Below are 20,415 nucleotides of genomic sequence, written 5' to 3'. Positions count from 1 at the left end.
AAATGAAACAAATCATAACCAGCTTCTTCGTATTATTCACAGCAATTAATGTTTTTGGACAAGCTACAGATCCTTTAGATTATGTGGATCCAATGATTGGAACGGCCCGAATGGGACATACTTATCCTGGTGCAACAGCTCCATTTGGGATGGTGCAGTTGAGTCCAGATACAGATACGATTCCTTACGCTGTTAATGGTAAGTACACTGGAGATGTATATAAATACTGTGCAGGTTATCAGTATGAAGATAAAACGATTGTAGGCTTTAGCCACACGCATTTTAGTGGAACTGGACATTCTGACTTGGGTGATTTCTTAATCATGCCTACAGTTGGATCGCTTCAATTAAATCCTGGGACTTCTGATAAGCCTGAAACTGGTTACCGATCTCGATTTTCACATGATACCGAGGATGCAGAGGCTGGATATTATAAAGTCCAACTGGATGATCATGATATTCAAGCGGAGTTGACAGCTACTACTAGAGTAGGAGTGCATCGCTATACTTTCCCGGAAACTGATGAAGCGCATTTGATTCTGGACATGATGTATGGTATTTATAACTATGATGAGAAAACTACCTGGTCGTTCATCCGCATGGAAAATGACACGTTGATCACTGGTTACAAATCAACAAACGGATGGGCAAGAACCCGTACAATGTATTTTGCCATGTCGCTGAGTAAGCCTGTGAAGTCTTACGGTTTCAAATCGTTTGAGAAACATCCTTACAAAGGTTTTTGGGGTCGATTTGACCAGGAGAATAATTTCCCTGAAGCGGCGAATGAAAAGATCCGAGTGCACTTTGATTTTGATATGAAGGAAGGGGAGCAGCTTATTGTAAAGATGGCATTGTCTCCAGTTAGTACTGAAGGGGCATTGAAGAACCTGCAAGCTGAGGCTGCCGGGTTGAGTTTTGATGCGATTAAACGTCTAACTCAAAATGCCTGGAGAAAGGAGTTGAATAAGGTAGAAGTGAAGACTATTGATGAGCCAGAAATGACCAATTTCTATACGGCTATGTATCATGCATTTTTGGGACCAACGATTTATCAGGACGTAGATGGGAAATACAAAGGAATTGATCAGAACATCCATCAGGCAGACGGATTTACCAATTACACAAGTTTTTCGCTTTGGGATACTTATCGAGCATTGCATCCATTGTTCAATGTGTTGCAACCTGCCAGAAATCAGCAGATGATTCAGTCCATGATGGCACATTACGATCAAAGTGTTCATAAGATGCTACCAATCTGGTCGCACCATGCCAATGAAAACTGGTGCATGATTGGGTATCATTCAGTGCCTGTGATTGCCGATGCGGTGATGAAAGGAAATGCTGATTTTGATATCGAGAAAGCCTTTGCAGCATGTGTGCAAACAGCCAATACCCGATACTTTGATGGAATAGGGGACTACATTGATATGGGTTATGTGCCTGAGGACAAGAGCCGCGCTTCTGTTTCTAAAACCTTGGAATATGCCTATGACGATTGGTGCATTGCTCAGATGGCGAAGAAGTTAGGTAAAAAGGAATTATATGATGAGTTCATGAAGCGCTCAGAAAGCTACAAGCAAGTTTATGATTCAAAAACAGGCTTCATGCGACCTAAGCTGTCCAATGGAGAGTGGGTTGAAGAGTTTGATCCTCTTGATACGCACTGGAAAGGGTTCATAGAAGGTAATGCATGGAACTACAGTTTATATGTACCCCACGATCCTGCATCTATGATAGACATGATGGGGGGGAAGAAGCAATTCACAGGTCATTTAGATTCATTGTTTACAATGGAGCTCCCTGATAAGTATTTTGAACATACAGAGGATATTTCCAGAGATGGAATCATTGGTAACTATGTTCATGGAAATGAGCCGTCACACCATGTGGTGTATTTATTCGATTGGACCGATGAACCGTGGAGAGCTCAAAACAAGATTCGTATGATTTTGAAGGCGATGTATAAGCCGGCATCTAATGGTTTAGGTGGAAATGATGACTTTGGACAAATGAGCGCCTGGTACTTATTTAGTTCTTTGGGCTTCTATCCAGTTGCGCCAGGTTCTGTTGATTATGCATTGGGAAGCCCGGCAGTTGAAGAAGCTACTATTCACCTGGAGAATGGAAAGGACTTCAAAGTAGTAGCAAAAAACCAGAGTGATAAGAATGTGTATGTTAGCAAAGTGCTTCTGAATGGCAAAGAAGTGAAAAGCAACTTCCTTTCTCACGATGACTTAATGGCGGGTGGAGAGCTTGTTTTCTACATGTCCAGTAAGCCAAAAAAGAAATAATTTGTATCTTCCTTATATGAGGAATACAACACTAACCTTCGGTCTGGTATTGACCATTTTAATTGGATGCGCTCCTAAAACCCAAGAGCAAGTTGTGGAGCAATCAGGAGATAGTCAATACCGACCTGCTTACCATTTTACCCCTGCCTCAGGTTGGATGAATGACCCAAATGGATTGGTCTATTTTGAAGGTGAATACCACTTGTTTTACCAGCACTATCCAGATAGCAATATTTGGGGGCCGATGCATTGGGGACATGCGGTTTCTACTGATTTGGTACATTGGGAACACCTGCCCATAGCATTGTATCCTGATTCATTGGGGTATATCTTCAGTGGTAGTGCTGTAGTTGATTGGCAAAATACAGCCGGATTTGGAACGGAAGAAAGTCCTGCTATGGTAGCTATGTACACTTACCATGATCCGATTGGTGAAAGAAACAATACCATCGATTTCCAAACACAGGGAATAGCATATAGTCTGGATAAAGGAAGAACCTGGACGAAGTATGAAGGAAATCCAGTTATTCCAAACCCTGGAATACGTGATTTTAGGGATCCCAAAGTATCCTGGAATTCAGAAACGGAGGAGTGGAACCTCATTTTAGCGGTAAAGGATCATGTCAATCTATATTCTTCTCCAAACCTTAAAGAATGGACTCATCAGAGTGAATTTGGTGTGGATCTGGGTGCTCATGGGGGAGTTTGGGAATGTCCGGACCTATTTCAGCTTACTGATCAGAATGGAGTAACTAAATGGGTGATGCTGGTGAGCATCAATCCGGGAGGACCTCAAGGCGGTTCTGCAACGCAATACTTTGTAGGTGATTTTGATGGAAGTGTGTTCACTCCTTTAGGCTCAGCCATTAGATGGATTGATTATGGTGCTGATAATTATGCAGGAGTTACCTTTTCTGATGTGCCTGAAGAAGATGGAAGACGTTTGTTCATCGGGTGGATGAGTAATTGGCAGTATGCCAACATCGTGCCTACATATGAATGGCGAAGCGCTATGACGATTCCAAGAGAACTAAAGATTCAAAATACGGAGAATGGTTATTTGCTTCGTTCAGTCCCAGTGGGCGAAATGGAGTCTGCATTCACTATTGAAGGAGCTAATGGTGAATTAATCAATGTAAGTGGTTCTGTTTTCAAATTAGGAATGACTATTGAGTCATCAACTGGGGCTATGGTGCTGTCTAATGATGTAGGAGATAGTCTGATCGTGTCTTATGATGAGAACTATCTCACCATCAATCGCGAGCAAGCAGGTAAAGTAGCGTTTAGTGATGTATTTGCTGCCAGCCATCAAGCTCCGTTGAATGGAATAGAAGTGAAAAGCCTTGATGTTTATGTTGACAATTCTTCTGTAGAAGTGTTCGTCAACAATGGTGACTTAGTGATGACTGATTTGTTCTTTTTCGAACAACCAGTGAGTAAGGTAAAAACATCGGGAAGTACCCTGGTAACGTACCTCCCGAATGAGGATTAAACTAAGTTTTGCTGAATTAAAGTCTGGTATTCAACACGTTGTTGAAAATAGAGCCAAATGTATAGCTCATACCGACACCTAAATTCAATTTGCTGGTGGTGGCCAAAGCGCGTTGCTGAAGGATAATATCTTCCAGCGATGCTTCTCCCTTTGGTAAATTAATTTGATCTTTTATAACCTGAAAATTCGCGTTAACTCGTACTGAAAATCCTTTGAATACGCGAACTGATGCCCAGTTATTAATGGATAACCTGTTCTTGCTTGGGTCATTCAGGAAGTTACTTGCTCTTACACTTGAGTATACACTTCCCCAGTTCTTCCGATATGTTAAGTTCATGGAAAGTGACTGAGTGTAATATTGATCTCTCAAGACATCAAAAATGGTCGTTTCAAAGTACTTCTGTGTGTTATAGTTGATTTGGTAAGCAAAGGTGATTTCTCGAGTGAGTACTTCTTTGTAATCGAATAATGAATATTCAATCGCTGGAGCTACAGCTGATTTAAATTTGAAGTTATCTACGGAGTTGGTACCAACATCACCAAAGACTCCAGCAGACCAATGATTACCAAGGCTTTTGACTATGCTTCCTCCTAAAAATTTTCTATTTCTAACACTGGTGAATGAGCTATTGTCTGACTCTGTAATCTTCAGCGTGTTTTTATTGTAATAACCATCTAGGCGTACACGCCAGTGTTCTGTCACTTTATCTCCATCAAATCCTACATCGTAGTTGAACTCTTCACGAGTATCCTGATGCTCCATATCCATATTGCCTCTTACGGAGAAGATCCAGTTATTCCACGGATCATCAATTTTCTCTGTAGTCGTTTTTGGAAGTTCATGAAGAACAAGTTCTAATTGTTCCGCTTGATCAGTATGCAATAAATAAGGGATATATCCTTTAATCAGAGTTTCTTTTAGTAGATCTCTGATCTCGTTTCCTGTGAGTGTTTTGGAGTAGTCTACACTAAACTTGTTGTTAATGCCTTCAAATCGACCTTTACCTGTGTATTCTATTTCATAGATCACGGAAGATGGATTGCCAGAAGTGTTTACAAATACATAGATCTCTGCTAAGTCCTGGTCTCTAACATGGTCTAGAAATGTGATGTTCTGTCTCATGTAGTTTCCATCACAGCCCCTACAGTCAATCTGGGTTTTGATGGAGAGCGGCTCTTCAGTCGCTTGACCAATGGCAATAGAACAATTTAGTAAAAATAGTAGGTTGGTTATGATTGCAAATTTCATTAATCGTAATTTTCACGTTAATTCATTGCAATTAAATCAATCAATGGTCTGAATTCCAAAATAAAACTAGTGAACAGGAATATGATGGTATGAGCGGTCAGGAAACCTTATTCCTCCGTATAGAATTCTATCAAGCTGTCTATGTATACATTTTCCCATCCATCGCTGATGTCGTCGAACGCTTCTTCTGGAATATTGGTTTGAATGATCTCCATAGAAGTGCCTTTCTTATGTGGATGTAACTTGATGGATACAGGTGACTCATGACCTTCGCCAAAAAACCAGATTTGATCGATCTGTTTGCCTTCAATAAAAGCCACATTTTTACCAACGATGCTGTCATCCCAAAGTGAGAATTCCGTATTTTCCTTCTTCTCAAACACAGCAGGTGAGCCTGTCCATAGCTCGATACTTGGTTTGAAGGTTAATGCAGCGAAAATCTCTTCGGGTTCGGCAGGGATAATAAAGTATTTCTTGTAGTCCATGGTAATTAATTGAAGACAGCAACCGCTCTTACAGGTGAGCCTGTTCCACCTTTGATTCTTAAAGGTAATCCGATAAACTGAAAAGGGCCTTTGTTTAAAAGTTGGTGTAGATTGATAAGGTTCTCATAATGTGTAAACCCCATTTCACCACATATGTGATGAACAGCTTTATTCGTTTTACCCTTGACTCCTGGAGCCATTGATTCAACACCAAATGCTGCGATTTTCTGTACACCCAACCAAATGGCAGCTTCTTCATCAAGTCCGGGATTATTGGCCCAATCTGAAGTGTTAAAATGTCTTCTGAAGTGATCAGTGTAAATCAATACGGTATCACCTTTCAGAATTTGCTGATCACCAAGCGCAGTAATTAAATTCTTCTTTGTAATGAGTTCTCCTGGATTTTTATCTGACAGGTCCAGGCATATTCCTCTGGTAATAAACATGGATAGCGGCATTCTATCGATCGTCACATTGGAAAACCTTTTACCCATATGTGAAATAGCATCCACATGGGAGCCAGTGTGCTCGCTAAATTCCAGTTTGTTCACAGCAGGTGTAACCCATTTGTCTATGGGTTCATCGTTCCATTGCTCATGAGTAGCATGGACAGAAACCTTTACCTGTGGTTGTGTATGATGTACAGCCATTCCATCATAAATTTCCTGGCTTAGATCAATGATTCGCATGGCAATAAAAAACCCTTCCTGCAAGCAAGAAGGGTTGTATTAATGTTTTCTTGAATTTAATGTCCTTCTTTTTCGTCTTCCTCATCAGCAAACTTAATTGCTGCTGCATGACCGTGTTTGTAACTGTGAGTAGTTTTCTCAGTCAATGCAAGCAAGAATGCAGATACAATAAAGACCATGTGAATAACAATCTCTATGATTACCGCCTCGCTATCTTCTTTTTGAATAGCCTCTCTGTAGTTGATGAAAGTCTTCAATAGCTGCACTCCGGAAATGGACGCTAAGGAAGTAGAAAGTTTAATTTTCAACTGTCCTGCATCAAGATCTTCTAGCCAAAGCGGCTTGTCTTCATGACTATCAACATCAATTCTACTGGTAAATATGGAATAACCTCCAATAGTTACCATCACCACCAGGTTCATTACCATTGATACATCTACCAATGCCAGAATTCCAAGCATCATCTGATTGTCATCCCAGGAAATTGTATGTTGCCATAGGTGATATAGCTCTTGAAAAAATTTGAAAAGGTATAAGAATGAAGCCATGATTAATCCTGTGTATAGAGGAGCTTGTACCCATCTACTCCAGAACATGAATCCTTCGAAAAAATTCTCAAACTTTTTTAGGCCTGAATCTTGTGCCATGTTGCTTTATCTTAGTTACTGAGCGAAATATACAATTTTCAATTTTTATAATGCGTCGAAAAACGCGAAAAATCAATTATTGCTCGAAATTATTACAAAAGTACCGGATAGCATGTCATGTAATCCTTTTTTTTGTTGGTTAAGTTCTATGATGGCAAACCCGAGAAAAAACAGAAAGCCACTTATGAGCTTGGTAGAGGATCTTAGTAGGGAACGAAAAAAGCTAATATTTTGTAAGGAATTATTGGTAACCTTTAGCTTCATCATGCGTTTGCCTACTGTGCCGCCATTGAGAGAGGTAAGGATTACTTCATAAAGAAATGAAACTAAGAAACAGACCACCAGTAAGATGTGGTCAGACGCAATGAGAAAACTGAATAAATAATAAAATGGCAATAGTATTATCAGATCGATATTGTGCGCCATCAATCTCGTCCATAAACCAGCATGCGTCATCTTTGTTTTTGTATTTTTCTACTATATTGATCAAAGAATTATAGGATTCCAATCATGCGGGTCATAAAAATTGTTGTATTAATTGTATTTCTTTTAGTACTGTCCGTATTAGCGATGATCTACTTTTTGCCTAACAAGGCTCATATGGAGAGATCAGTCGTTATTAAATCTCCTGCCAGTAAAGTTTATCATGAATTGATCACCTTCCGAAATTTCAACAAGTGGTCTCCATGGGCAGCCAAAGATCCTACAGCCAAGTATTCGTATACCGGTCCGGATTTCGGAGCTGGGGCTACTATTTCATGGTTGAGTGAAAATCCAGACGTTGGGAATGGTTCATTGGAAATCTTGTTAACCGATAAGAGTAAGCGAGTGGTTTGGGAAATGAACTTTGACGGGTATCAGAGTAGTCCTACGTCTTCTTTCTTATTAAGTCAGATCAATGATTCGGAAACACAAGTAGTTTGGACTTACGATGAAGAGGGGATCTCAGGGTTCTCTAAAATCTTCATGTTAGGTATAGATGGGTTTCTTGGAGGTGATTTTGAATCAGGTCTCAATGAGTTGAAAAAGAGAGTTGAAAGTCTTCCCAATTTCAATGTCAAAATATTTCCAGAATATGTAGTTGGTTTTCACTATATAGGAGTCCGAGATTCCAGTTTGAATGAACCTTCTTTAATAGATGCTAAGATGGCTGCCGACTTTGGTGATCTGGTAGCGTATGCAGATCAATATGATTTGGTGGTGAAAGGAGTTCCTTTTGCGATGTATACGGCTAGTGGAGATTTTAATGTAGACTTCACCTGCGGTCTTCCTGTTATGGAGACTGACACCATATATGATGAGCGCATTCAGCTTTACTATCAGGATACCGTGCAGTGTTTGGTGGGCAAGTATTTCGGATCTTATGATGAATTGCCTACTGCCCATGAAGAGATTAACAAGTTTGCATCGTATTATAACTATGATATCATCGGATTATCATGGGAATCATACATCACCGGGTACGATTCGGAGCTTGATACCAGTCAGTGGCAGACCAATATCTACTATCCATTTAAGTAATTCCTTGCGGAAAGTGCACTTTTAAATAGATTCTTCTAGTGTGGTTGCTGGAATTAGAATTTTCATAGCCTTTTGTTGAAATACTTGAAAGAATCCTAAAAACGGTGTGAAAAATTCAATAATTAAGTCGTTCTCAGGCTGTTTTTCTGAAACTTTTCAATCGGACATCGATTTCATTGGATGAGATGTAAAAAATTCCCGTTTACTTAATAAATCATCTAATAAAAGGGTTAATAATTTGCGAATGTGATCAGTCTTTCCCCAAATTTGTATCATAATTCATAACGAAACATGAATGCAATTATGAAACATTCTATCAAAAACCTACTTGCACTATTAATAGTTTTTAGTGCTACATCTACAACCTTTGCCGTAGATTCTGTTTACATGGCTACTGTTTGCAAGATTGTTGCAGAGCAGGAGAAAATGTATAGAGTAATGTTCTATGCTCCTACAGAAGAGAATGTGTCTGTTCAGATTAAGAATAGCAACGACCAGATCGTATATATAGAGTCTCTAAAGTCTTCAGAGTTTGTAAAGAAATATGACCTTTCTTACTTGCCAAAAGGAACTTACGAGATGGAAGTAAAATCTGCAGGATACAGCATCAAAGAAGAATTTGAGCTTGGAAGCGTTAAAGGATTCAACTTCGATCTTTCTCAACTAGAGAAAAAATCTGTATCTCTAGTAGGATCTCACGCTCAAGGTAAAGACATGACGCTTTATATTCTTGATGGCAACGAAGATGTTGTTTACCATGAAGGATTCGATGACACGAAGCAAGTTCATAAGAGATACAATCTTGAAAAGCTTAGCAATCAGAAAGTTACATTCTTGCTTTACCACGATGATCAATTGATCAAAAAGCAAGCATTCGACTTCTAAGAAAAAGAAATTTAAATTATTTGAAAGGATGTCTATTTTGACATCCTTTTTTTGTTGTTTTAATTAAAACAATAATATAGTTTTGCCCTCCGTTTGACAACAATGTGTGCTCAACGAAAACCAAAATGCCTGAGTGGCGGACTTGTCCGCCGATGAAACTGGGAGACAGTTTTTGATCAAGCATTAAGAAGCCTGAGTGGCGGTCCCGATAACTATCGGGAGGTAGACGCTCAACGCAAGAAGCCTGAGTGGCGGAACTGGTAGACGCGCACGACTCAAACTCGTGTTCCGCAAGGAGTGCCGGTTCGATTCCGGCCTCAGGTACTTAGAAGGCCTTCTCAAAATGAGAAGGCCTTTTTTGTTTAAGACTATAAAAAATCAAGGAGCGCCGGCTCGACCAAACGTTGGCCCGGTCCTCCCTCAGGTACGAAAACCTCATTCTGAAAAGGATGAGGTTTTTTGTTTTTAATATGTTCCTGATTGTTATAACCTGAATTCATACTCTACCATATTTGGTATTTTCACCAAATATGGTAGAGTTTAGGTTTGTTGGTGACAACACCAACAAAGGCAAGTTTTTGGGTGACAGAATGGGTGACAGATTTTTATCTGGATATTTGATTATTCTTACATATGGAATTACACCCACACTTAATTCAGTTCAAGAATCATATAGAAGATTTTCCTAAGAATGGTGTGCTCCTTAGGAAGAAGTTTATGAATTATCATTTGGATAGACTTGAAGGGGCATCAACTAGATTAAGAGAATTCTCCTATTGCCAATTTAATAGGAGGTTAGTTATTGATAGTAATTATCAGTATCGGTTTGATAACTGTGTTTTTATTGAAGGAATAAGGTTATCTGTCTTTAGTGGAGAATTGACCTTTACAGATTGTTCATTTATACATTGTAATATTGATTATAAATCACCCCACGAAGGCGCTCAGTTCTACTTTGATAACTGTTCTTTTAGTGGTGAACAGTTAGTTATTAAGAATAGTGCAGAATTTAGCAACTGTCACATTAATGTGTTGAATTTATCGGAATCTATTAACAGTTTAAGTGTTAAAGCGAAATCTAAAATTTCTTCTTTTAAGTTTGAAGAGGGTTCAAGATTGAGCTCTTTTTTTATTGATGATTCGGAAATAACAGACTTAAAGTGTGATGTGGGATTTATAGGTGCGTCGGAATTGAAATTTGCAAATAGCGAAATCAACACGTTGGCAGTTTTTAATGCCCCTGTTGAAATGTCAATATCAAGTATTAGGTCAGAGAATATGGAGTTCTGTAATATTCGAAATGATCAAAAGCTTTATATAAGCAGTTGCATTGCTAAATCAGTAGTCATTGAGCCAGCTTATGGAAAATCGATAGTAAAAATTTGGGATAACACTTTTTCGAAATTGAAGCTAAGTTCTTTTGGTGAAGAAGTTGATGTGCGTGTTTTTAAGATTTATGGACTTAAATCGCTTTGCTTGCAATTTGTTAAATGTAAAAGCCTTTTCCTTTCTGAAATACAAGTTAATGAAATCAAGATCCGAAATACCGATTTTGAAACATGGCAAATCGGTTACATTGATTGGGGTAAGTCTTTTTCTCTAAAGCTAAGTGAGGATATTGCTGATAATCGCACTGTCACTAATAAATACCTTGAGTTGATGGAGATTAATAGAAGATTCAAGCAGTATTTTAAGATGAAAGATAGCCCTATAGATGCAGCGATATTTCAAAGAAATGAGTTGCAGGCATATTTGAGGTACTTACTTCATAAATGGAATCGACTGTCATTCTCTCAATTTTTTGATTTGACATTACTTGGGACCAATAGAATATTTTCGAATTTTGGTCAATCATTTATTTTACCATTGTTATGGCTTTTAAGTATTCATTTTTATCTGTTCTATCTCCTAAATCAAAATTATCAATTAGGTTATGATTTGTGTTTTGATTGGGATTCAGGTTGCAGTTTTTCAAAAGAAGCTTTTGGATACTATTTACATTTAATTAATCCTGTTCACAAATTAGTGGATGTTAATGGAGAATCCGTTATCGCAGTTGAGGATTTTATCATGAGAATTTCATCAGGGTATTTTATATTTTACTTTCTTAAAGCCACCAGAAAATTTAGTAGGTAACTTGAAATAATCATTAAGACTAACTTTAAGCCCAAAACATCCAACCGATTCATGTCAAAGTCAGGTCAGAAGCGAAGTAATATCGAAATAGGAGCAGAGGTAGAGATTGTAGAAAAGCACAATCAACGGACTGGTGAACTCACTTCAGGTTTTGTGGAGAAGATTCTTACCAAATCGTCTACTCATCCACATGGTATCAAGGTGTTGCTGGAAACAGGAGAAGTAGGGCGAGTTCAGTACATTTTGGTGGATTAAGTCAATTTTTTTGGGACGGGCCTTATTCATTTTAGATTTAAGAAGATGGAAATCAGATAAGAAATAAAAATTGTTTGAGCCATGAGAAATCTCTTAATGTTGAGAATTTACTTTGGCGAGTTTTTTTATTTCCTGATTTAGTCGAACTTAAATCGTGAAGAAATGAATACAGCCCTAGATTTTTGCTTACTTTTCATCAATGGAAAAGTAAGGTGAGAATTAAGTTTCTGAGTAATCAGATTTAGTTTTTGGTTGGTATTGGTATATAATAAACTCCAACTCGAGGTTTTAAATATACTTCTGAATCAATTATCCAGTTTGGATATCCACTTCCAATTACCTACTTTCACCACACATTTCTACAGGACTTCTGCCCGAGGATCCTTAAAGCCAATCCTAAAATCTTATTGTATTGCCATGAAAAAGTGGAGAAAGCTATCTCAGGAAGAGATCAAGCAACGCGTGTTTTCTGCCTTGTCAGAGAATGTTGATTATTATAATGAGAATATATTGGGTGTGCCTGCATCGCACCTGGATGATCGTGTATTCTATCAAAATGCACCATTTCTGGAGGATGCTCCTTTCTTGAGTACGCTTATTCATAATCCTAATCATATAGGTTGCCATACACTTGGTTCATCTGAGAGTTTCTTTAAAGGAACTCAGCAGATTGAGAAAGAAGTGATCTCCATATGTGCTCATGATATTTTAAAAGGAGAGGGTGACTATGATGGGTATGTAGCCTCTGGAGGTACAGAAGCAAACTTGCAGGCTGTTTGGATCTATCGCAATTACTTCATGCAGGAGCTGAATGCCACCACGGATGAGATTGCTTTGATTACTTCTGCTGATGCACATTATTCTTCGGCCAAAGCATCCAATGTATTGCAAATCTCCTTTTACAAAGTGGCTGTAGATGAAGAAGATCGGTCCATCAGTCGAGAGGCGGTAAAAGAAACGATTTTTCAAGCTCAGGCTGACGGAAAGAAGTACTTTGTCGTCATGGCCAATATGATGACCACTATGTTTGGTTCAGTTGATGCAATTGATTGTTATACTGATGTGCTGACTGAGCTTGATTTGACGTTCAAACTTCATGTGGATGGAGCATACGGTGGTTTCTTTTATCCTTTTGCCAAGCAGGAAAACGATATGAACTTTAGTAATCCTCATGTTAATTCCGTGACCCTGGATGCCCACAAAATGCTTCAGGCACCGTATGGAACTGGTATTTTCCTTATCAAGAAAGGGTGGATGCATTTTGCCAATACGGAAGAGGCTAGCTATGTAGAAGGTCAGGACTTCACACTGATCGGATCCAGGTCAGGAGCCAATGCCATTGCAATCTGGATGATATTAATGAATTACGGGCCTCATGGCTGGTTTGAAAAGACCCTGGTGTTGAATCATCGGACTACCTGGTTGTGCGATCATCTGACAGAAAGAGGAATCGAATACTTTAGATATCCAGATGCCAACATTGTGACTATGAAAGCACAGTACCTGAAACCGGAGCTATGTAAGAAGTATGGATTGGTGCCAGACAATCATCAAAACCCTAAATGGTTCAAGATTGTGCTAATGGATCATGTGACTGTAGAGAAGTTGGAGAAATTTCTACAAGACTATGATAGCCTTTAAGGCTATCTAAAGTCTTCTTCTTTCATCAAACCTTCTTGTAGCAGTGTGGAGATTACGATTTCCGTCATTTCACTTTTGAAAGCAAACTCACTTCGTATATCCATTACATAAGCTTTTAGTCTCATTTTGAGATACGATCTGCGCTCTTTTACTTCGTTGAAGAACAGCACGGCTATTGGCTTGTTCAGGTAGATAAACTTGGATACCTGAGCGGCCTGTGTGGCTATTTCTCGTACTCTCACTGTGTCAATGCTCAGAGGTAAGTAGATTTCAGCTACTACCTGGCAGTTTGCTTCTCCTGAGTTGGCGTTGGATACGGAACCATTCATGATGGAGCTATTCGGGATGGCCACCAGAGAGTCATCCGCAGTTACTATCCGAGTAGAGCGAAGGCCAATTTCAGTTACTTCACCATAGAAAGAGCCGACCTCTATTTTGTCACCAACCTGGAAAGGACGGTCAAATAAGATCATCACACCTCCAAAGATGTTCTTAAGTATGTCCTGAGCTGCAAAACCAATAGCAACACCCACAGAAGCTGATAAAGCCCATACCGTCTCCATAGGCGGGTGGAAGATGCCTGTGATGATGGTGATAATCACGAGAATCCATCCCATGATCCGAACTACCGGAATGATTCCTTTGAGTGTAATTCGATACTGTGTGCTACGTTCTGCAAGGATTTGCAAAATGTGGCTGAAGAATCGGATAAGGATATAACCTGTTATAATCACTACCAAGGACCAAAACAGCTTGGGAATGGAGAAGATTTCACTCAGCTTAGGAGCTTCATCTTTGATGTCTTGAACAGCTTCCTGTGCATGACCTGCAAGAGCAATTAAAGACAAAAGGCCAAATGTTATATATCTAGACATTAATGAATCAAGTTTTTAGCTTTCAATAAGCTGATGACACTTCGGTATACCAGTGTGTTCACCAGGTATTGGTTTTCTTTTTTGACCAATATGCCGTCTTCCAGCATCATGGATAGTAATAGGTGAGAAGCTTGCAGTTTTTTACGCATCACTTCTGAAAATTGCTCTACGGTCAGTCCGTCATGCAATATCAAGGCATGCAAAGTTTGAATCTTCTCCAGGTTAAGAATTTCCAGGAAGCTTAAGTCCGGCTTTTGGAACGAATTGATCACTATTCGATCCTGGTCTACACTTTTTGTGGAAAGCAACCAGAACATCAAAGCCATGGTAATGTTGCTCTCTGAGAAATCGATTAGGTTTTTGAAGAATCTTCTTCTTAAAAACTCTTGCTGTTCTTCTTCTGAGAGCTTCGCAAAGCGCTTACTTTCAAGTTTACTAATTTGAGGTTCGAAATAAATCTTATATCCACTGATGCGGTTTCTTTTCTGCACAATCTGACTCAAATCTTCTTCAGAAGGGTTCTTTAGTCCTATTGGATAGCTGAAAATTTCATGGATCTGAATGGTCTTTTTGAAATATTCCCAGGTATAAACCGTACAGGTAGTCATCCAGAACACGTTCTGAGAAGTGTTGCTAATCAACGTCATCAAGGACTTCAGTACACTGAATCCTCCAGTTTTACGGATGTATAGATTCTGTATGTCTTCTAGTAAGATGATTCTTCTGGAGCCAGTGTTTAATTTATTTTGGATCTCTTCGAAGCCTAATGCCTCTTCTGAAGGATTAATTTTTTGTAGGATCTCCTCAAATTGTGCCTTGCTATCAAGTGACGTTTGACACTTTATTCTAGTAATCGGGTGCTTGAATGTAGAAGTATTTTGAATGTAGTTGATAAATGAAGTCATTCCGCTCCATTTCTCACTATACAGGATCACCGATCCCATTTTTCCTTCCACCCACTTGTTGTATGCTGTGGTTAATTGGTCTAATTCAGCTTTTCGTCCTACAAACAGTTCCAGGTCTGATAATGGCTCTGTTTTATACAGGTTACGATAGATCACTGGCAAAGCATTGATTCGCTCCTCTGCACTGGCCAGGAAGTCTGAAACAGCTCTACTTGCGGTGTCTTTCTTGGAGGTAAGAATAAAGCGTTGACGAAACTCACCAATGAAGCTGTTGGCTTCTTTGAAGCGCTTGGTCGCATATTCCTTTCCTTGATCAAAATAGGTAGCTGCCTTGCTCTTGAGTTCTGTACGATACGCTTTCGTTTGTTGGATGGTCTTGGCTTTGGCAATGCGCAAACGCATTTCGCGAATGTTTTCATTGACCATCAACGCCTCCAACTCCTCATTGTATTTATTCACAGCATTCGTCAATGACAAGTGAGTGTCAATAAATAGTTGAGAAAGCGCTTGTTTGATTTCATTCACACGATCTTCAGATCTCTGTAATGTGCCCAGGGCAACGCGCTGTGATGATTCAGAGTCGGATTGATCAAGCTGTTGAATGGCAGTGGATAGACCAAAGGTGATCATGTGGTCCAGATCGCCACTCAGAGTGATTTGCTTGTTAAGTTGGGATAGTAGAGATCCTTTTATACGATCAAATTCTTGAAACAACGCCGGAGCAATTTCAAATGCTAATAATTCGTATAATGGAATAGTGGTGATACTGCTATTTGGTATTGGTTCTTGATATTGGGTAGCTGTTTTACATAGACGTAAGTCAAAACTCATGGATTTTAGTCCTTGAGTAATGGTGTTTTCTAGTCTCGCAACCGCGTTGATTGTGTTCTTGCTGCTTAGTTTTTCTACCAAAGAAGGTATGGTGGACTCATCCAGATCTTTTTGAGCTCTGTAATTAATCTTTTTTAATGACTGTCCCAGGTCTTCGGTTGAGTCAATTGCCTCTCTAGACTCTTCTATGAACTGCAGGATTGCATTCAAGTCTGGAGATATTGACTCTTCGAAGGTTTTAGATTGTGATGCCTGATAGGTTGTTAGAGCATCTTTGCTTTGGTCGGTCAGGCGTCTCAGCTCCAGATCACTTCTCCATTCTTCATGAAGCAGTAACAAGGTGTTCTTCCATTCCTTGTCTTCTTTCTTCCAGAGTTCATTTGCTTCCGCGATCGCTTCCTCTAATTTGCCAGACTGGTAGTTGCTGGATTTTAACTCCATGGTGTCTACCAGTTCAGCTTCTTTGATAAGATGCGAGAACGTTTCATCAAGCTTTTCAAGAAGATCTTTCTTTAAAAGATTTCTGGTTTTAGTGAATTCTTTCTGAAGATTTTTGGGCTCAACCAGGGGAGTTTTCTGGTCCACACTATCAATCAATAATTCGGTGTAAGCTTTAGTTAATTGCGTGAAATATGTTCTTCTAAGCGGCTTAATTCGCTCTACAAAGTCTCCCTGAAGATGCTTTTGAGAAAGTGCTCTTAGCGGAACTGTGTGATTCCAGTATTTTTTATCCTTTTTGGTTTTTCTAAAGACATTGGCAATTCGCCTTGGCGAGTCAGATACTTTGTAGCCAAAGTGTTTGAAGGGCTTGCGTGATTTCACAAAAAAAGAATCACCCGCCTGCGTGACAAAGCGTTCTTGTTTTTGTTCCATCACTATCTTTTCAGGGATTTCGTCAAATAGGTTGATTAATTCCTTGTTAAAAGATTCGGAAAATTGTTGAAAATCCGTGCCACCATCGTTGTACAAGTCATAGACTAATATGTCGTGTATAGACTCTGCAATTTTAGCTGGAGATTGTTCTGATTGAAAAATGGCATCAATTTTTTCTCTGAGTTTTTCGAAGCGCAAATAATGCTCCCTTATCTCTGCTTTGTAGGAGTTGTAAAGCTCCTTAGAGATCAAATTGGCGGTTTTTTCTTTTAGTGATTCAATGTGTTGATACATTCACAAATTATTAGGCAATCAACATACGTATAAACTTATTAAATAGTTAATAGTAATATGAATAAAATGTTTTTGCGTGATTCGGTGTTATCTTTATAAGACTAAAATTTTCAAGCATGAAAGTAACTATACAGCTAGCTTCTATATTAATAATCGTTGGATTATTTGGTTGTCAAAGTAATTCTGAGCCGGATTTAAGGCAAAACACGTACTTGTTGCATCGTGCCAATTCTAATCCAGTGCGAGGTGATGTCACTGTTACTGAACTGGGGCCAGGAAAGTTAGAATTCAGAATTCAGGTTGAAAATACAGTAGAGGGGGGTGTGCATCCAGCGCATTTGCATTTTGGTGGAGTAAGTGAGGTTGGTGAATTAGCATTGAGATTGAATGATGTAGATGGGGCTACTGGAGAAAGTGTCACAGTGGTTGAGAATACAGTGCTTTCTGATGGTCAGGAGTTAACCTACGATTTGTTCCTTACTCTTGATGGTAGTGTCAAAATCCATATGAATGATACTTACTTTAAGCATATGGTGCTGTCATTTGGAAACGTAGGTAAGAATGAGGATTACTTATTTGATGGAGTAGCTGTCTGCACTGGACACTAAAATAGGACTGGTATAAAAAAAAAGATCCCTCGTAAGGGAAAAACGAGGGACCACAACCAGCTATGTCTATGACCCTTTCGGGCTAGATTCATGTACAAATCTATGGGTTCCCGTGAATTGACAAACTTTTGTTCGTTCAACCAATCAAATTCTTCGGTTAAATTCTGAAATGCTCTGTCGAAGGGTGTTTAAGGAAGATCAATCACTTGTTCCAGAGAGTAAGCACTTGGCTTATCGGCGAATAGGAATTTTGTTTTAGCCCAGGTGGTTTTGAATAACTCCGAGTTTCTGTAATCATCCAGATCCTGTTGAGCATCCCATTTACTAATTGTGTAGTAAACATTTGGAGAATGATGGTCTCGATGTAGCGAAAGGTATTGACAGCCACTTCGAGCACGGATTTTCTCTTTACTCGCATCAAAGACTGCTTCAAATGCATCAGTCTTATCTTCTTGAAAGACCATTCTAACTATTCGGGTAATCATATTTCAAAATTGATGACAACAGGGGAGTCCAGCGCTAAACCAAGAAGCTCAGACGCATTTCCTTTATTGATTCCTATTTGCAAATATCCATTGCTGTTAAAGAAAATATAGAATTCGCCAGATTCTACTTCATTGTATGTTTTGTGAATTCTTCTTGATTTCTCTCTTCCAAACCCTACTTCAAATGGCTTGTTGCCATTGATTTTCATAATTGTGTCAAACTCTGTCTGAACAATATTTGTAATCAAATTGCCATAAGAGTCTACTCTGATCACATTGCCAGAGATTTCTCTTTTAGTGACTTTGAGTTGTCTGGAGTAAAGCACTTTCATCTCTTGCAATGCAGGACCAATCTCATGGATGTTTTTACCATTGGCTAACCCGGACACTACTGGAGCCATAATGTCTTTGGCGTCAAATGTACTTTCTATGGGCTTCAGTGCATTGATGTCAATAATGGCAGTTGGTCTTTGAGTAGACAAGAGACTGAACAAACCACTGTCAGGGCCAACAAAATAATGCTCTTCGAGTTTAATAGCTATGAGCTTATTAGGTTCTCTCGAGTTAAGATCAACCGCACATAGGTGAACTGTATTGGCAGGAAAATCACGAAATACGCTTTTCAAAACGTACGAAGCATGTCCGATATCTGAAGGATAGATAGAGTGACTGATGTCAATAATGTTCAGAGATTGGTTGCCTTTGAGAATGGCTGCCTTTACCGCTGCTACATAGTGGTCCTCTGTACCGAAATCTGACATAAAAGTGACTAGCGCCATACAAGCAACGGAAATATTTTTTTAACTTGAGACAAAAATATAAATTCTAAAAGCAAGAAAAATTAAACCCACATAAATCGAGCATTCATTTGTTAGAAAAGGTAATAACGCTAGAAAATATATCCCTTGTCGATTTCCTTGGAATCCAAAACCAGAATATTAAAGAAATCGCCTCTGCGTTTCCTGAGAGCAAGATTATTTCACGAGGAAACGAGATTAGAATACAGGGAACTGCTCCACAGATTCTGAAGATTAACGACATTTTAAATAGTCTGCTAAATCATTACAATAAGTATGGCAAGGTGACTCACGAAAATGTGGTGTCTTATATCAATGATGAGCAGCACAGTACGACACATTCGGGTGCTGATGACGTTTTGGTGTTTGGAACTAGAGGTTTTAAAATCACTCCAAAGACTAAAAATCAAAAGGATCTGGTCAAAGCTGTAGAAAAAAACGATCTGGTTTTTGCTATTGGGCCTGCTGGTACGGGTAAGACTTATATCAGTGTGGCTTTAGCAGTAAGAGCACTTAAGAATAAAGATGTCAAGAAAATCATCATTACACGTCCGGCAGTAGAGGCTGGAGAAAACCTTGGTTTCTTACCTGGAGATCTTACAGAAAAGATCGATCCATACTTACGTCCGATCTATGATGCGCTCAATGACATGATTCCTTCTGAGAAGTTGCGTTATTATCGGGAGAATGGGGTGATTGAGATTGCTCCGCTAGCATATATGCGTGGGCGTACATTGAATAATGCTTACATCTTGTTGGATGAAGCTCAGAATACTACGCCCATGCAGATCAAGATGTTCTTGACTCGTATGGGACCGGAATCAAAAGTGATCATTACGGGAGATCGATCTCAAATTGACTTGCCTAGAAATCAAAAATCTGGTTTGGTTGAAGCACTACATGTTCTTCGTGATATCAAGGGAATAGGATTTGTAACACTTGATGAGAAGGACGTAGTACGTCATAAGCTAGTGAAGGATATCGTGAGAGCTTACAATTCACATCAGGATAATCAAAACGATGGAGGTTCTAAAGGTTGATTCAGCAGCGTTAAAGCAAAAGGCAGTAGCTATTCGTCATGAAGTGTTTGTGGATGAGCAGGGAGTTCCTGCTGAAGCAGAACAGGATGAACACGAGGATATCTGCAAGCACTTTGTTGTTTTAGATTCAAATGCTGATCCAGTAGGAGCTGCTCGCTACAGGCAAACAGAAAAAGGCATAAAATTAGAACGTTTTGCCGTAAAGAAAACGGCAAGAGGCACCGGAATTGGATCGAAACTAGTGGAGGCAGTTCTGGAAGATATTCGAATGCAATATGGTCAGGGTATTTATGTCTATTTGCATTCTCAATTATCTGCTGTTCCTCTTTACTCGAAGTTTCATTTTCTGAAAGAGGGTGAGCAGTTTGAAGAGTGTGATATCATGCACTACAAAATGTATCGCAAATCTTAAG

The 20,415-nt window shown here is 39.2% G+C and carries 19 protein-coding genes and 1 tRNA gene; 11 read left to right on the top strand and 9 right to left on the bottom strand.

Annotation, left to right across the window (positions count from 1 at the left end; genetic code table 11):
- Positions 1-2: 2 nt before the first annotated feature.
- The gene (locus tag NXS00_RS07390) at positions 3-2,294 is read left to right on the top strand and encodes a GH92 family glycosyl hydrolase (protein WP_258098515.1); all 2,292 of its coding nucleotides are present in this window, start codon (positions 3-5) and stop codon (positions 2,292-2,294) included.
- 16 nt (positions 2,295-2,310) lie between these two features.
- Positions 2,311-3,786 carry a glycoside hydrolase family 32 protein gene (locus NXS00_RS07385; RefSeq protein WP_258098514.1) on the top strand — a complete coding sequence of 492 codons (1,476 nt, stop codon included), beginning with the start codon at positions 2,311-2,313 and terminating at the stop codon, positions 3,784-3,786.
- Positions 3,787-3,802: 16 nt separating this feature from the next.
- On the opposite strand, the gene NXS00_RS07380 is transcribed toward NXS00_RS07385, so the two are convergent.
- The 5 genes from NXS00_RS07380 to NXS00_RS26940 form a co-directional block, all read right to left on the bottom strand.
- Positions 3,803-5,035, bottom strand: coding sequence for a hypothetical protein (locus NXS00_RS07380; protein WP_258098513.1), 1,233 nt, complete (start codon positions 5,033-5,035; stop codon positions 3,803-3,805).
- A 107-nt stretch (positions 5,036-5,142) separates the two neighbouring features.
- Positions 5,143-5,520 carry an SRPBCC domain-containing protein gene (locus tag NXS00_RS07375; protein ID WP_258098512.1) on the bottom strand — a complete coding sequence of 126 codons (378 nt, stop codon included), beginning with the start codon at positions 5,518-5,520 and terminating at the stop codon, positions 5,143-5,145.
- Between the two features lie 5 nt (positions 5,521-5,525).
- Positions 5,526-6,233 (bottom strand): cyclase family protein, encoded by a 708-nt coding sequence (locus tag NXS00_RS07370; protein WP_258098511.1) that lies wholly within the window; start codon positions 6,231-6,233, stop codon positions 5,526-5,528.
- Between the two features lie 32 nt (positions 6,234-6,265).
- A complete protein-coding gene (locus NXS00_RS07365; protein WP_258098510.1) occupies positions 6,266-6,856 on the bottom strand; it encodes a TIGR00645 family protein in 591 nt (196 codons plus the stop codon).
- Between the two features lie 72 nt (positions 6,857-6,928).
- Positions 6,929-7,312, bottom strand: coding sequence for an RDD family protein (locus tag NXS00_RS26940; protein WP_373418660.1), 384 nt, complete (start codon positions 7,310-7,312; stop codon positions 6,929-6,931).
- 144 nt (positions 7,313-7,456) lie between these two features.
- Between NXS00_RS26940 and NXS00_RS07360 the strand changes: the two genes are divergently transcribed.
- The 6 genes from NXS00_RS07360 to NXS00_RS07335 all read left to right on the top strand — a co-directional run bounded on the left by NXS00_RS07360 (position 7,457) and on the right by NXS00_RS07335 (position 13,294).
- Positions 7,457-8,377 carry an SRPBCC family protein gene (locus tag NXS00_RS07360; protein WP_258098509.1) on the top strand — a complete coding sequence of 307 codons (921 nt, stop codon included), beginning with the start codon at positions 7,457-7,459 and terminating at the stop codon, positions 8,375-8,377.
- A gap of 303 nt (positions 8,378-8,680) precedes the next feature.
- A complete protein-coding gene (locus NXS00_RS07355) occupies positions 8,681-9,262 on the top strand; it encodes a T9SS type A sorting domain-containing protein (protein ID WP_258098508.1) in 582 nt (193 codons plus the stop codon).
- A gap of 242 nt (positions 9,263-9,504) precedes the next feature.
- Positions 9,505-9,586, top strand: a tRNA-Leu gene (locus tag NXS00_RS07350).
- Between the two features lie 309 nt (positions 9,587-9,895).
- The gene (locus tag NXS00_RS07345) at positions 9,896-11,398 is read left to right on the top strand and encodes a hypothetical protein (RefSeq protein WP_258098507.1); all 1,503 of its coding nucleotides are present in this window, start codon (positions 9,896-9,898) and stop codon (positions 11,396-11,398) included.
- 51 nt (positions 11,399-11,449) lie between these two features.
- Positions 11,450-11,653: a YwbE family protein gene (locus NXS00_RS07340; RefSeq protein WP_258098506.1), complete on the top strand. Its 204-nt coding sequence runs from the start codon at positions 11,450-11,452 to the stop codon at positions 11,651-11,653.
- Between the two features lie 417 nt (positions 11,654-12,070).
- Positions 12,071-13,294, top strand: coding sequence for a pyridoxal phosphate-dependent decarboxylase family protein (locus NXS00_RS07335; RefSeq protein WP_258098505.1), 1,224 nt, complete (start codon positions 12,071-12,073; stop codon positions 13,292-13,294).
- A 2-nt stretch (positions 13,295-13,296) separates the two neighbouring features.
- On the opposite strand, the gene NXS00_RS07330 is transcribed toward NXS00_RS07335, so the two are convergent.
- Positions 13,297-14,169: a mechanosensitive ion channel family protein gene (locus NXS00_RS07330; RefSeq protein ID WP_258098504.1), complete on the bottom strand. Its 873-nt coding sequence runs from the start codon at positions 14,167-14,169 to the stop codon at positions 13,297-13,299.
- On the bottom strand, positions 14,169-17,072 hold the full coding sequence (locus tag NXS00_RS07325; protein ID WP_258098503.1) for a hypothetical protein: 2,904 nt from the start codon (positions 17,070-17,072) through the stop codon (positions 14,169-14,171). Before NXS00_RS07325 ends, NXS00_RS07330 begins: the two co-directional genes overlap by 1 nt.
- Before the next feature lie 116 nt (positions 17,073-17,188).
- Here NXS00_RS07325 and NXS00_RS07320 point away from each other — a divergent pair, with 116 nt between their 5' ends.
- Positions 17,189-17,680: a hypothetical protein gene (locus NXS00_RS07320; protein WP_258098502.1), complete on the top strand. Its 492-nt coding sequence runs from the start codon at positions 17,189-17,191 to the stop codon at positions 17,678-17,680.
- Positions 17,681-17,868: 188 nt separating this feature from the next.
- Here the strand turns inward: NXS00_RS07320 and NXS00_RS07315 are convergent, their stop codons facing one another.
- Positions 17,869-18,165, bottom strand: a complete 297-nt coding sequence (locus NXS00_RS07315; RefSeq protein ID WP_258098501.1) for a putative quinol monooxygenase — start codon at positions 18,163-18,165, stop codon at positions 17,869-17,871.
- The gene (locus NXS00_RS07310) at positions 18,162-18,944 is read right to left on the bottom strand and encodes an SAM hydrolase/SAM-dependent halogenase family protein (protein WP_258098500.1); all 783 of its coding nucleotides are present in this window, start codon (positions 18,942-18,944) and stop codon (positions 18,162-18,164) included. Before NXS00_RS07310 ends, NXS00_RS07315 begins: the two co-directional genes overlap by 4 nt.
- A gap of 89 nt (positions 18,945-19,033) precedes the next feature.
- Between NXS00_RS07310 and NXS00_RS07305 the strand changes: the two genes are divergently transcribed.
- Entirely contained in the window at positions 19,034-20,002 is a 969-nt protein-coding gene (locus tag NXS00_RS07305) for a PhoH family protein (protein WP_258098499.1), read from the top strand.
- Positions 19,983-20,414 carry a GNAT family N-acetyltransferase gene (locus NXS00_RS07300; RefSeq protein WP_258098498.1) on the top strand — a complete coding sequence of 144 codons (432 nt, stop codon included), beginning with the start codon at positions 19,983-19,985 and terminating at the stop codon, positions 20,412-20,414. The genes NXS00_RS07305 and NXS00_RS07300 overlap by 20 nt, the downstream gene beginning before the upstream one ends.
- Position 20,415: the final 1 nt, after the last annotated feature.

The sequence above is a fragment of the Marinoscillum pacificum genome, from assembly GCF_024714495.1.
GTDB lineage: Bacteria > Bacteroidota > Bacteroidia > Cytophagales > Cyclobacteriaceae > Marinoscillum > Marinoscillum pacificum.
Note: the sequence above shows the minus strand (reverse complement) of the source record. Positions and strands in the feature narration are given on the sequence as shown.